The organism is Mycobacterium sp. UNC410CL29Cvi84, assembly GCF_000686745.1.
GTDB classification, from domain to species: Bacteria; Actinomycetota; Actinomycetes; order Mycobacteriales; family Mycobacteriaceae; genus Mycobacterium; species Mycobacterium mucogenicum_B.
In genome coordinates, this window is record NZ_JMLM01000012.1 from 138,735 (window position 1) to 152,015 (window position 13,281).

General features: G+C 66.3%; 13 protein-coding genes. 7 read left to right on the top strand and 6 right to left on the bottom strand.

Annotated features, from left to right (window positions below):
- Positions 1–7: 7 nt before the first annotated feature.
- Entirely contained in the window at positions 8–601 is a 594-nt protein-coding gene (locus tag BR47_RS30860) for a phosphatase PAP2 family protein (protein WP_051634879.1), read from the top strand.
- Positions 602–605: 4 nt separating this feature from the next.
- Here the strand turns inward: BR47_RS30860 and BR47_RS0118295 are convergent, their stop codons facing one another.
- The 3 genes from BR47_RS0118295 to BR47_RS0118305 form a co-directional block, all read right to left on the bottom strand.
- Entirely contained in the window at positions 606–2,246 is a 1,641-nt protein-coding gene (locus BR47_RS0118295; protein WP_029120400.1) for an FAD-binding dehydrogenase, read from the bottom strand.
- A gap of 24 nt (positions 2,247–2,270) precedes the next feature.
- Complete coding sequence (locus BR47_RS0118300; protein ID WP_029120401.1) at positions 2,271–2,975, bottom strand: DUF2334 domain-containing protein; 705 nt, start codon at positions 2,973–2,975, stop codon at positions 2,271–2,273.
- Positions 2,976–3,286: 311 nt separating this feature from the next.
- On the bottom strand, positions 3,287–3,838 hold the full coding sequence (locus BR47_RS0118305; RefSeq protein WP_029120402.1) for a TetR/AcrR family transcriptional regulator: 552 nt from the start codon (positions 3,836–3,838) through the stop codon (positions 3,287–3,289).
- 79 nt (positions 3,839–3,917) lie between these two features.
- On the opposite strand from BR47_RS0118305, the gene BR47_RS0118310 reads away from it, so the two are divergent.
- Complete coding sequence (locus BR47_RS0118310) at positions 3,918–4,364, top strand: DoxX family protein (RefSeq protein WP_029104622.1); 447 nt, start codon at positions 3,918–3,920, stop codon at positions 4,362–4,364.
- Here the strand turns inward: BR47_RS0118310 and BR47_RS0118315 are convergent.
- Positions 4,293–6,449: a S9 family peptidase gene (locus tag BR47_RS0118315; protein WP_029120403.1), complete on the bottom strand. Its 2,157-nt coding sequence runs from the start codon at positions 6,447–6,449 to the stop codon at positions 4,293–4,295. The two genes, BR47_RS0118310 and BR47_RS0118315, sit on opposite strands and share 72 nt — an antisense overlap.
- Positions 6,446–7,345: a phosphoribosylaminoimidazolesuccinocarboxamide synthase gene (locus BR47_RS0118320; RefSeq protein ID WP_029120404.1), complete on the bottom strand. Its 900-nt coding sequence runs from the start codon at positions 7,343–7,345 to the stop codon at positions 6,446–6,448. The genes BR47_RS0118315 and BR47_RS0118320 overlap by 4 nt, the downstream gene beginning before the upstream one ends.
- A gap of 30 nt (positions 7,346–7,375) precedes the next feature.
- Between BR47_RS0118320 and BR47_RS0118325 the strand changes: the two genes are divergently transcribed.
- The 3 genes from BR47_RS0118325 to BR47_RS0118340 all read left to right on the top strand — a co-directional run bounded on the left by BR47_RS0118325 (position 7,376) and on the right by BR47_RS0118340 (position 10,144).
- Positions 7,376–8,005 carry a hypothetical protein gene (locus BR47_RS0118325; RefSeq protein ID WP_029104620.1) on the top strand — a complete coding sequence of 210 codons (630 nt, stop codon included), beginning with the start codon at positions 7,376–7,378 and terminating at the stop codon, positions 8,003–8,005.
- Between the two features lie 380 nt (positions 8,006–8,385).
- Entirely contained in the window at positions 8,386–9,249 is an 864-nt protein-coding gene (locus BR47_RS0118335; protein WP_020098767.1) for a cyclopropane mycolic acid synthase family methyltransferase, read from the top strand.
- Positions 9,250–9,259: 10 nt separating this feature from the next.
- Complete coding sequence (locus tag BR47_RS0118340; RefSeq protein ID WP_029120405.1) at positions 9,260–10,144, top strand: cyclopropane mycolic acid synthase family methyltransferase; 885 nt, start codon at positions 9,260–9,262, stop codon at positions 10,142–10,144.
- A gap of 78 nt (positions 10,145–10,222) precedes the next feature.
- On the opposite strand, the gene BR47_RS0118345 is transcribed toward BR47_RS0118340, so the two are convergent.
- A complete protein-coding gene (locus BR47_RS0118345; RefSeq protein WP_029120406.1) occupies positions 10,223–11,401 on the bottom strand; it encodes a geranylgeranyl reductase family protein in 1,179 nt (392 codons plus the stop codon).
- 395 nt (positions 11,402–11,796) lie between these two features.
- On the opposite strand from BR47_RS0118345, the gene BR47_RS0118350 reads away from it, so the two are divergent.
- Together BR47_RS0118350 and BR47_RS0118355 are read left to right on the top strand one after the other, a co-directional pair.
- A complete protein-coding gene (locus BR47_RS0118350; RefSeq protein WP_502685829.1) occupies positions 11,797–12,330 on the top strand; it encodes a fasciclin domain-containing protein in 534 nt (177 codons plus the stop codon).
- 88 nt (positions 12,331–12,418) lie between these two features.
- Positions 12,419–13,276, top strand: a complete 858-nt coding sequence (locus BR47_RS0118355) for a cyclopropane mycolic acid synthase family methyltransferase (RefSeq protein WP_029120408.1) — start codon at positions 12,419–12,421, stop codon at positions 13,274–13,276.
- The last annotated feature ends 5 nt before the right edge of the window (positions 13,277–13,281 follow it).

Here is a 13,281-nt window from a genome sequence, read left to right on the forward strand (position 1 = left end):
GTTCTTGGTGTGGTGGCCGCTGGTCGGGTTCACCGCGATGATCGCGCTGGGCATCGTCGTCCGGTCGGGGGACTCGGCCGTGGATCACTGGTTCATGCAGACGTCGCGCGCGCTGCTCGGCGACCACCCGTACTGGATGCTGCTGCTGAACCGCGTCAAGGTGCTGGTGCCGCTCTACGTGCTGGCGGTCGCCATCCCAATGTGGCGACGCGAGTGGCGGCTGGCCACCGTCGCCGCGTTGTGCCCGGTCATCTCGATCATCGGCGCCAAGGTGCTCAAGGTGCTGTTCGGCCGGCCCTGGTACGGCGAAAATCTGGCGTATCCCAGCGGTCACACCACCGTGGCGATCACCGTCGCGGCCATGCTGGTGCTCGGGATCGGCGTTCACGTGTGGAGCGTCACGATCGCCACGATCGGCGCCGCCATCCCCTCTATCGGCATGGCCAGCAACGACTTCCACTACTTCACCGACATCATCGGCGGCGCGCTCTACGCCACGTCGATGGTGTGCCTGGCGATCCTGGCCGCCGGCCCGCAGGTATTACACCGCTCCCCGCGCGCCAAGGGCGCCGACCGCGTGCAGTCGCCCGCACGCGGGTAGGAACTCAGCCGACGGCGCGGGCCGCGGCACGTCCGGCGGCGCGGCCGGAGAAGATGCAGCCACCCAGGAACGTGCCTTCCAGCGCCCGGTAGCCGTGCACGCCGCCGCCACCGAAACCGGCCGCCTCGCCGGCCGCGTACAGCCCGTCGAGCACCGCACCCTCCGGCGTGAGCACCCGGGAGTCCAGATCGGTGTGCAAGCCGCCCAACGACTTTCGGGTCAGGATGTGCAGTTTGACGGCGATCATCGGCCCGGCCTTGGGGTCGGTCAGTTTGTGCGGTCCGGCGATGCGGGCCAACCGGTCCGGCAGGTAGGAGCGCGCGGCCCGGTAGGCGACGGTCTGACCGTCGCTCGTGAGCTTGCTCGTCATCTCCTTGTCGCGGGCGGCGACCTCGGCCTCGACGGTCGCGTAGTCCAGCGGTTCGACGTCGGGCACCTTGTTCATGGCAGAAACCAAGTCGCGCAATGTGTTCGCCGACACGAAGTCCACGCCTTTGTCGACGAACGCGCGGACCGGAGCGGGACCGCCACCCCGGCTGCGCCCCAGCACTTCCCGCAGATTCTTGCCGGTGAGGTCGGGGTTCTGCTCCTGGCCGGACAGCCCGAACTCCTTGGCGATGATGCTCTGGTCGAGCACGAACCACGTGTAGTCGTAACCGGTTTGGCAGATGTACTCCAGCGTGCCCAGGGTGTCGTAGCCCGGGTACAGCGGGTCGGGCAGCCGCTTGCCGGTGGCGTCCAGCCACAGCGACGACGGCCCGGGCAGGATGCGGATGCCGTGCAGCGGCCAGATCGGGTCGTAGTTGGTGATGCCCTCGGTGTAGTGCCACATCCGGTCGTTGTTGATGACACTGGCACCGGCGGCCTGGCTGATGCCGAGCATGCGGCCGTCGACGTGCGCGGGCACGCCGGACAGCAGCTGGCCGGGCACCCGGCCCATGCGCTTGGGCCAGTTCTGGCGTACCAGGTCGTGGTTGCCGCCGATGCCGCCACTGGCGACGATCACCGCCTGCGCGCGGAACTCGAACTCCCCCACAGTGTTACGCGACGACGCCTCGCCACGGGCGGTGGCAGACGGTTCCAGCACCGCGCCGCGCACGCCGGTGACGGCGCCGCCATCGACAATGAGTTCGTCGACCCGATGCCGGTGCGCGAAGCGCACTTTGGGGTGGCCGACGACCCGTCGGGCGAAGATGTCGACCAGTGCAGGACCGGTACCCCAGGTGATGTGGAAGCGCGGCACGGAGTTGCCCGGCCCCTTGCCGTCCCAGCCACCGCGTTCGGCCCAGCCGACCAACGCGAACGTCTGCAGGCCCCGCTCCCGCAGCCAGCTGCGCTTCTCGCCGGCGGCGAAGTCGACGTAGGCCCGTGCCCACTGCTCGGGCCAGTGATCCTCGTCGCGGTCGAATCCCGCTGTGCGCAGCCAGTCTTCCAGCGCCCGCTCGTAGCTGTCGCGGATGCCGACGCGACGCTGTTCGGCGCTGTCGACGAAGAACAGTCCACCGAACGACCAGAACGCCTGGCCGCCGATACTGGCTTCGTTCTCCTGATCGACGATCAGAACCGAGCGGCCCCGCTCCAGCAGTTCGGCGGCGGCGACCAGCCCGGCCAGCCCGGCCCCCACGACGATGACGTCAGCGTCCATGGGGCCACGCTAGCGTCCCAACCTTCAGGCCGCGTCGGTTAGTGCCGGGTCGGGTGTCCACTCGTAGGCCGCGGGCGCGCAACCGTGCATGAGCGACAGGTCGATGGCGTCGAGCATGGCCTGCCGCGGCCCGGTCCGCCGCAGCTGGGAGGCGGCCACCGCAAGCCGGACGGTGCCGCCGCGCCGGGCCGTGCGCTCGGCGGCAAGGACCAGGGTGCGACACCACCAGGGTTCGGTGAGGAAGCCCTCACCGATGCCGAAAACCCGCGACCGCAAGGTCGTGGACCGCACCAGATCGGTGATGCCGGTGTCGCCGGCCAGCAGCCGGAAGCCGTTGCGCGGCAACGCGGTGACGGTGCCCTGCGATGCCGTCCAGCCGGGCGCGGCGAACAGCCGGGTGCGCAGGCCGAGGTGCTCGAGCACCCGGTCGGCGCCCATCAGCCGCAGGTTGGCCTCGTGCGCGGGCAGGGCCGCGAACTCGCCGCGGCGCTTCTTGCTGGCGGCTTCGTCGAACCCGTGCAGGACGACGGCGGCGCCCGCCGCGCGGCTTTTGGTCAACCACTCGACCGTAGGGATGTCACGCTCCAGCCGGTAGCCGCCTTTGAGCCGCGGGGCGACCAGCAGCGACGCGGGAATCTGCCGGGTGTCGAGTTCGGCACAGATGTCGGCGACGTCGCCCAGCGTGCGGTCCCGGATCCCCGAGATCGAGACGATCAATTGGCCAGCCATGTAAGCAGTGTGACAACGTCAGGTGTCCCGTCGGTTGCCGTGACATTGGTGCCGCCTGAACACTGGCCCTTTTCTCTCCCTGCTGCCCTTCAGCGCGAGCGGCCGTGTTTGTCCGGCGACACGCCGACCTACGTGTACAAAACGCGGCCACTCAGCAGCCACCCGCGACACCTTCCTGCACGCAGATTGCGGCGTGTTGCCGGACAAACACGGCCGCTCAGCAGTTGTGAGCGCGACCTTTCTGCACGCAGATTGCGGCGTGTTCCCGTACAAACACGGCCGCTCGCAGGAAGTGGGTGCGGGAGGTGGGGCTAGCCGGAGAAGAGGATGCGGGCGAGGCGTTCGGCGGTATCGACGGGGTCGGCATCGGCGACCGCGCCGTTGAGGGTCAGCAACGCGAAGCCGTGGACCAGCGACCACGCGGCCAGGGCCGAGCCGTCGGGGTCGTTCTGGGCGTTGGGATCAGCCAGGGTTGCGACGCCGGCCGTGAGTTCGGCGGCCGCCTCGGCTTCGGCGGCGCGCAGGGCCGGGTCGTCCGCGTCGTAGAGCATCTTGTCGAACATGACGGCGTAATGGCCGGGGTGGTCGAGGGCGAACTGCACGTAAGCCCTTGCCGCGTGCGCGAATTCGGGCTCCGCCTCGGTGAGGGCAGCGGCCAGCTGCGTGAAGCCCTCGGTCGCCAGCGCGGTGAACAACCCCCGCCGATCGGAGAAGTGGTGCGCGGGCGCCGCATGCGACACCCCGGCGACGCGGGCCAGCTCGCGCAACGAGATGCCATCGGCGCCGCGCTCGGCAACGAGTGCGGCCGCCTGCTCCAGGATGACGGCCTTCAGATCGCCATGGTGGTAGCTGCCCTTGGCCATGGCCGCATCCTATCTTGACAGCGCCAAGTTCAACGCTATCCTCAATCTAGACATCGACTAGATCATGGAGGGGCGCACCGTGGCCGTTCTTCTCGTTCTCGTTCTGGGCAGCCTCGGCGCCCGCGTCGCGGGGTGGCTCGGAGTCGGCTACGTCAACAGCTGGCCGAGCGCCATCGCGGTCGGCCTGGCCCTGATGTTCTTCATGACCGGCGTCGCGCACTTCACGCCGGGCATGCGGCGCGACATGACCGCGATTGTTCCCCCACAGCTGCCGTCACCGGAACGGCTGGTGGCCGTCACCGGCGTGCTCGAACTGCTCGGCGCCATCGGGCTGCTGTTTCCGCCCACGCGCGTCGCGGCCGCCATCTGCCTGTTCCTGTTGATGCTGGCCATGTTCCCGGCCAACATCTACGCCGCGCAGATGCCCGACACCCCACCATCGATGGCGTCGAACCTAGGCGTGCGCTCCGTCCAGGAGGTCGTCTACCTGGCCGCTGCCATATTTGTCGCGGTCCGCGGTGGCTAGCACCCAGGCGTACTGGAACGCGGCTTCCTTCCAGCGTTCGTAGCGCCCACTGGTGCCGCCGTGGCCGGCTGCCATCTCGGTCTTGAGCAGGACGGGATGGTTGTCGGTCTTGGTACTACGCAGCGCGGCAACCCATTTCGCGGGCTCAACGTAGTACACGCGGGTGTCGTTGAGCGACGTCATCGCCAGAATCGCCGGGTAGTCCTGGGCCGTCACGTTCTCGTACGGCGTGTAGGACTTCATGTAGTCGTAGACGTCCTTGTCCGCCAACGGATTACCCCACTCGTCCCACTCGGTGACGGTGAGCGGCAGCGACGGATCGAGGATGGTGGTCAGGGCGTCGACGAAGGGCACCTGCGCCAGGATGCCGGCGAACAGCTGGGGCGCCATGTTGGCCACGGCACCCATCAGCAGGCCACCGGCACTGCCACCGAGGGCCACGAGGTTCTCCGGCCGGGTGACGCCGGTGGCGATCAGATGCTCTGCGGCACTGATGAAGTCGGTGAAGGTGTTCTTCTTCTCCAGCAGCTTGCCGTGCTCGTACCAGCCGCGCCCCAGCTCGCCGCCGCCACGCACATGCGCGATGACGAACACCAGGCCGCGGTCGAGCAGGGACAGTCGGGCGATCGAGAAACGCGGGTCCTCGCAGGACTCGTAGGCGCCGTAGCCGTACAGCAGCGCCGGCGCCGGGGTCGGCGCGCCCACCCGCTGGATGATCGACAGCGGCACCTTCGTGCCGTCGGCGGCCACCGCCCAGTCCCGGCGCTCGAGGTAGTCCTCGGGTCGGTAGTCCCCGAGAACAGGCTGCTCGCGCAACAGAATTCGTTCACCGGTGGCCAGGTCCAGGTCATAGATCCGCACCGGGATGACGAACGACGTCGCACCGATCCGCAGCCGCGGCGACGACCAGTTCGGGTTGCCCGACAGGCCGACCGACATCAGCTCCGACTCGAAGGCGATCTCCTGGGTCTCGCCGTAGTTGCCGTCGGAGTCGAAGGGCCACAGCTGAATCCGCGGCAATGCCTCGCGCCGATAGCTGACCACCAGCTGGTCGGCGAACGCGTCGACACCGTCCAGTCGCACGTCGTCGCGGTGCGCGATGAGCGTGCGGGCACCGTCCAGGCTGGTCAGCGGGGCATCGGACACCGGCACGTCCACCAGCGCGAAGTTCTCGGCGCCATCGTTGTGCAGGATGAGGAAGCGATCCTCGCCGCCGACCACCGCGTGCTCGACCGAGTATTCGACGGAGTCCTTGCGCGGCAACACCACTTTGAATTCGGCTTTGGAATCGCGGGCATCGGCGTAGCGCATCTCGGACGTGACGGCACTGCCGGCGGCGATGAAGATGTACTTGTCACTGCGGGTGCGGCCGACGCCCACCCAGAACCGCTCGTCGGATTCGTGGTGCACCTTCTCGCCGGGCAGCCCGGAGCCCAGTCGGTGCCGCCAGACGGTGTCCGGCCGCCAGGCATCGTCGACCGTGACGTAGTAGAGCGTCCGGTTGTCGGCCGCCCAGGTGCCGCCGGCACCGATGCCGGTGATGCGGTCGTCGTACAGCTCGCCTGTACGTAAGTCCTTGAATTTCAACGTGTATCGCTCGTCGCCGACGGTATCGACGGAGTACGCCAGGATGTTGGCGTCGACGCTGACGGTGGCCGCGCCGAGCGAGAAGAAGTCATGGCCCTCGGCCTCGACGTTCTCGTCCAGCAGCACCTGCTCGCCGGGGACCTCGGTGTGCTCGTCGAGCTGCGGCGGGGTCCAGTCGTCGGGATCGCTGATGGGGCAGCGGCAGTGCACGCTGTACTGCTTGCCCTCGAAGCTGCGGGCGTAGTACCACCAGTCGCCGCGCCGGGTCGGCACCGACAGGTCGGTCTCCTTGGTGCGGGCCTTGATCTCGTCGAAGATCTTCTGCCGCAACGGTTCCAGTGGTGCGGTGATCTCCTCGGTGTAGGCGTTCTCCGCGTTCAGGAGTGCGATCACCTCGGGATCGGTCTTGTCCCGCATCCACTCGTACGGGTCGATGAACACGTCACCGTGGTGTTCGCGACGGTGATCGACCTTCTTCGCGACGGGAGCCTCGCTCATGCGCCGATCCAATCAGCGAACCGACGACCCGAAATGCGTTCGTACGCTTCGATGTAGCGCGCCCGGGTGGCCTCGACGATGTCGTCGGGCAGCGCCGGGGGCGGGGTGTCGCCGGCGCGGTCCCAGCCGGAGTCCGGGCCGGTCAGCCAGTTCCGGACGAACTGCTTGTCGAAGCTTGGCTGCACCACACCCTCGGTGTAGCCGTCCACCGGCCAGTACCGCGACGAGTCCGGCGTCAGCACCTCGTCGGCCAGCACCAGCCCGCCGTCGGCGTCGACCCCGAACTCGAACTTGGTGTCCGCCAGGATGATTCCCTTGGTCAGCGCGTGCGCGGCGGCGGCGCTGTAGACCTTCAGGGTCTCGTCGCGCAGCTGCTCGGCCCGCTCGGCCCCGACCAGCTTCACGACGGCGTCGAACGCGATGTTCTCGTCGTGCGCACCGATCTCGGCCTTGGTCGCCGGCGTGAACAGCGGCTCACCGAACCGGCTGGCCTCCGTCAGCCCCTCCGGCAGCGCGATGCCGCACACCTGGCCCGTCTTGCGGTAGTCGATGAGCCCCGAACCGGTCAGGTATCCACGCGCCACGCACTCGACCGGCATCATTTCCAGGCTGCGCACCACTAGGGCGCGGCCCAGCACCTCGGCCGGGATGCGCGCGTCGTCGGCCGGGCCGGCGAGGTGGTTGGCGGTGCCCAGCTGCTCGGCCAGGTAATCGAAGAAGAAGACGCTCATGGCGGTGAGCACGCGGCCCTTGTCCGGGATCTCGCTGTCGAGCACGTAGTCGAAAGCCGAGATCCGGTCCGACGCGACGAACAGCAGGTGGTCGTCGTCGATGCGGTACAGGTCGCGAACCTTGCCGCTGGTCAGATGCCGGTAGTCGGACAAAGCTGGGCGCATCGGACCACCCTATCTGTTGGGATGGGTGGCATGAGTTCGCGCTACGTGCCCTATGCCCGGACGCCGGGCCGGTTGCTCGCCCAGCTGACCAGCGACGTCGTCGCGCTGGTGTGGTTCGCGATCTGGATCTCGGTCGGCGTCGCGGTGCACAGCGCGATCGCCACCATCGCCGATGTCGGGCGCCAAGTACACGACGGTGCCGACGGCGTCGCCGACAGCCTGGCCTCCGCCGGCCACAACGCCGACGGCATTCCCCTGATCGGGAAGGCGTTCGGCGGTCCGCTGCGGTCGGCCGGCAGCGCCGCGGTCGACATCGCGGGCGCCGGCGACAGCCTGAACAGCACGGCCAGTTGGCTGGCCTGGGTGCTCGCGCTGGCGGTGGCGCTGCCGCCGATCCTCGCCGTCGCAATGCCGTGGCTGGTGCTGCGGATCAGGTTCTTCCGCCGTAAGTGGACGGCGGTGACGCTGGCGTCGACCGATGCCGGCGAACAGCTGCTGGCGTTACGGGCGCTGGCCAACCGGCCGCTGGCAAAGCTGACCGAGGTTTCCGACGACCCGGTGACCGCCTGGCGTACCCACGACACCATCGCGATCCGGAAGCTGGCGGCACTGGAGTTGCGGTCGGCCGGCCTGCGCCCGGCCCGCCCCACGTCGTCCTGACGGACGCACCGACCGTTCGTGGGCGTTTGCTCTTGCATTGCGCCTGAGTCGTTGCTTCACTGGTAAGCCGTCGGCAATATATTTCAGGGCTTCTCTGGCTGATCGCTCCAGCAGCGCGGGCGCCGCCAGACCGCGAATTCCTGCGCTGTCGAACGCTGCGCCGATGTCGCTCCAGCAACTGGGCCAACTCATCAATTTCGGCGTCCCACCCATCCAACTGAAACCTGGCAACGAATACCTGTTGTCGTGCTCGTGAACCGTGCGGGCGCCACACACGTGTACAGGGCAACCGCACCTCCCTGCGGGCCGTCGATGTCGCCGGCTGATCAGGTGTGTGCGCGCGATCAGCATTCTCAGGCCGTCGGCCTGGAGAGGAAGCCATGGCAGAAAAACTCAAGCCGCATTTTGCGGACGTCCAGGCGCATTACGACCTGTCAGATGATTTCTTCAGACTGTTTCTGGATCCGAGCCAGACGTACAGCTGTGCCTATTTCGAGCGCGACGACATGACGCTGGAGCAGGCCCAGTTGGCGAAGATCGACCTGGCGTTGGGCAAGCTGGGCCTCGAGCCCGGTATGACATTGCTCGACATCGGCTGCGGCTGGGGCGCGACCATGCGGCGCGCGATCGAGAAGTACGACGTCGACGTCGTCGGGCTGACACTCTCGAAAAACCAAGCCGCACATGTCGATCAGCTGCTCGGCGGCCTGGACACCACGCGCTCACGGAAAGTCCTGCTGGAAGGCTGGGAGCAGTACGACGAACCGGTGGACCGCATCGTATCGATCGGCGCCTTCGAGCATTTCGGCCACGACCGCTATCCGGCGTTCTTCCGGATGGCCTACGACGCGCTCCCGCCCGACGGCGTCATGCTGCTGCACACCATCTGTGGCTTCGACCCACGGCAGGCCCAGGAACTCGGAATACCTCTGACGTTCGAGCTGGCCCGATTCATCAAATTCATCACCACCGAGATCTTCCCGGGCGGTCGACTGCCGTCGGCAGCGATGGTGGAGCAGCAAGCGACCGCGGCCGGATTCCGGGTGACCCGGGTCCAGTCGCTGCAGCCGCACTACGCGAAAACCCTCGACCTGTGGGCCGAAGCGCTGGAAGCACACCGCGATGAGGCTGTAGCGATCCAGTCCGTCGAGGTCTACGACCGCTACATGAAGTACCTGACCGGCTGTGCAAAGGGTTTCAAGCTGCGCCAGGTCGACATCAATCAATTCACCCTGGAGAAGTAGGCCCCGATTCATGGCATCTGGTTCCCAAAACGAACTGCGACCCCATTTCGAAGAAGTACAAGCCCACTACGACCTGTCAGACGATTTTTTCGCCCTCTTCCAAGACCCGTCGCGTACCTACAGCTGCGCCTACTTCGAGCCACCGACCCTGACTCTCGAGGAAGCACAGGTCGCGAAGATCGATCTCAACCTCGACAAGCTCGACCTGAAACCCGGAATGACGTTGTTGGACATCGGGTGTGGCTGGGGCGCCACTCTCAAGCGGGCCGTCGAGAAGTACGACGTCAACGTTGTCGGATTGACTCTCTCGAAGAACCAGAGGGCCTTCACACAACAACTCCTGGACGGTATCGACACCGACCGGACCCGCCGGGTGCTGCTCCACGGCTGGGAGGAGTTCGACGAGCCCGTCGACCGGATCGTGTCCATCGAGGCCTTCGAACATTTCGGTTTCGAACGCTATCCGGATTTCTTCAAGAAATGTTTCGGCATTCTTCCCGCCGACGGCCGGATGACGATTCAGAGCAGCGTCGGCTATCACCCGTACGAGCTGCACGCGGACGGCAAGAAGGTCACTTTCGAGACGGCGCGGTTCATCAAGTTCATCGTCACCGAAATCTTCCCCGGCGGCCGGATTCCGACGACGGAGATGATGATCACCCACGGTGAACAAGCCGGTTTCGTCGTCCCCGAGGCCATATCCCTACGGCCGCACTACATCCGGACGCTCAAGATCTGGGGCGACGCGCTCGAGGCCAACCACGAGAAGGCGGTGGAAATCCAATCCGAGGAGGTCTACCAGCGCTTCATGAGATATCTGCGTGGGTGCGAACGCTACTTCACCGAAGGTCTGCTCGACGTCACCCTGGCCGGCTATCACAAGCCCGCGGCCTAGGTATGCGTGCGATCGGCCCGTCCGGGCCGGTCGCACGCTGTCACACGCCAAATACACTGGGCCACTGCGTATCACCCGCTAGCTCTGAGCGTTGGACCATTGCTCCCAGAACAGCAGTCTCGCGCGCACGGACGGATTGCTGACGACGTCGAGTGTGCGCACGCCGGCGGCCGCGATCGCCGGTACACCGACCAACTTGTGGAACCACCGGCCGCGGCGGTATTCCGTACCCCACGCCTCCTCTACCCGCTGGGCGTAGTTGGTGAAATCGCCTGGGCCGCCATTGGTCAGCGCCGCGACAGCGCACTCACCGGCTGCCAGACCGGACTGCAGGGCCTTCGAGATTCCCGCACCTGAGGCGGGGCGCGCCGCGCCCAAGGCGTCGCCGGCGAAAAGGACGCCCGGCCGCCACGGGGGCCAGGCGGTGAAACCCATTGGGAGCCGCCATGCTTGCACGGCTTTGGCTTTCATCAATTCATCGATCGCCGGTAGATTCCACTCGGCAGGCAGCCCGGCGAGGAACTCGCCCAGCAGCCGCGTCGCATTGATCTGTCGCCACTTCTTGTAGCTGTTGACGTAACCCAGGCCGACGTTGACCCGGCCGCCTCCGAGCGGGAATACCCAGCCATAGCCCGGCAGCTGATCGCCCTCGAATCTGAGCTGCAGGTGTACGTCAAGAGAATCGACATCCGGGCGTTCCGCCGACATTTCTGCGCGAATCGCGATCGCCGCGTAGCCGTTGTAGCGCGACTTGAGTTCCAGTGCCCGCTTGATCGGCGAATGGGCGCCGTCAGCGGCGATTACGGCATCGGCAGCGACCCGTTCCCCGGTCTTGAGGATCACTCCGGCGACCCGCCCACCGAAATCGATGATGGGCCCGGCCACCTCTGCGCCGCGGCGCACCTGCGCCCCGCAGAACTCGGCCCGGTCGAGCAGCATCAAGTCCAGATCCAGTCGACGCGCCACGTGACCGTGATCAGGCATCCCCGGGCGGTCCGGAAATGCCAGGTCCCAACGGCTCGGACTGTAGACGGTGGCTCGATTGACACGGTGGAACTTCGCAACCTGCTCGGCAAGTCCCATCTTCTGGATGTAGCTGACGGCCCGGGGCGTCAGGCCGTCGCCACACGGCTTGTCGCGGGGGAACTCAGCCTTGTCGAGTACCAGCACACGGGCCCCGGCCTGCGCCGCCTGCCACGCCGCGGCGGCACCGGCCGGTCCGCCGCCCACGATCGCCACGTCAAATCGCTGCGTCATGTGGTCTCACTCTCGTCCGACGCCCGAGCCATCACGCGCGGGTCGCAGGAGTGGTTCGGAGCCAAGGGCAGCCCGGATGGGTGCGGCAGCGAATTCGGTGTCTTCGGTTACCCGAATCTGGCCGCTTCCTCCCTTAAGTCGAATCATGTTGGCGGACAAACCTCATTCCATCTGCCCGCAGACCCATCCAAAGGCGCCGGGGTTCCGAATCAGTAAACAAAGAACAAACCACGGCGGCAGTCGTCCGCACAAAGGAGACCCGGATGCAACACCCTCGCTATTCACACATCGCGGCCGCCGGCATGTCGATTGTCGCCGTCGTCGGCTTATCAGCGTGTTCGGACGCCGGCACCAAATCGGCACCCTCGGCTGCGCCGAGTACGAACATGGCCTCAATGCCAAGTGCTGCCACGGCAGTGACATCGGCTCCGCCCGTCACGGCGCTCGTGGGCACTGGTTGCCAGGCCTACGCGCAGCAGGTGCCCACCGGGCCGGGTTCGGTCGCCGGGATGGGCTTGCACCCGGTCGCGACGGCAGCCTCCGACAATCCGATGTTGACCACGCTGACGGCGGCGCTGTCGGGCAAGCTGAACCCGAACGTCAACCTGGTCGCGACGCTGAACGATGGCCAATACACCGTTTTCGCGCCCACCGATGATGCCTTCAAGAAGTTGCCGGCAGCGACCCTGGATTCACTCAAGACGGACTCCGCCACCCTGACCAAAATCCTCACGTATCACGTTGTACAAGGCCAACTCTCGCCTGCGGCGGTGGCCGGCACCCACACCACCCTCGAGAGCTCGCCGGTGAGCGTCACCGGCGACGGCGCAGGACTGAAAGTCAATGACGCCGCGCTGGTGTGCGGCGGAGTCAAGACCGCGAATGCCACGGTGTACATGATCGACTCGGTCCTGATGCCGCCGATGTGACGGGATCACACTGTCACATCGATATCCGTTGCAATTCAATGCTTTTCATGGAGCACTGAATCCAGCCCAACCGCCAGGAAGGAACATCATGGCGCATAAACTTCAACCGCATTTCGCGGACGTTCAAGCCCACTACGACCTATCCGACGACTTCTTCAGACTGTTCCTGGACCCCAGCCAGACCTACAGCTGCGCATACTTCGAGCGCGACGACATGACGCTCGAACAGGCCCAAACCGCCAAGATCGACCTCGCCCTCGGAAAACTCGGCCTCAGACCAGGAATGACGCTGCTCGACATCGGCTGCGGCTGGGGCGCCACCATGCGCCGCGCCATCGAGAAGTACGACGTGAACGTCATCGGCCTCACCTTGTCCAAGAACCAGGCCACCCACGTCGAGCGGCTCTTCGACGACATGGACACCACCCGCTCCCGTCGCGTCCTCCTCGGCGGCTGGGAACAATACGACGGAACGGTCGACCGGATCGTTTCCATCGGCGCGTTCGAGCATTTCGGTCACGAACGCTATCCGGCGTTCTTCCAGATGGCCTACGACGCTCTCCCGCCCGACGGCGTCATGCTGCTGCACACCATCTGCACCACCGATCCGCGTTACACGAACCTGCCCGTCACGATCGACCTGCTGCGGTTCGTCAAGTTCATCATGACCGAGATTTTCCCGGGCGGCCGGCTGCCGTCCGGCCCGATGGTCCGTCAGCACGCCGCGGCGGCCGGATTCAAGGTGACGAGAGTCCAGTCACTGCAGCCGCACTACGCGCGAACCCTCGACCTCTGGGCCGAGGCCCTGGAATCACACCGCGACGAAGCCATCGCAGTGCAATCGGTCGAGGTCTACGACCGGTACATGAAATACCTGACCGGGTGCGCGAAGTTGTTCCGGCTGCGCCAGGTCGACGTCAATCAATTCACCCTCGAAAAGTCGTGATTGTG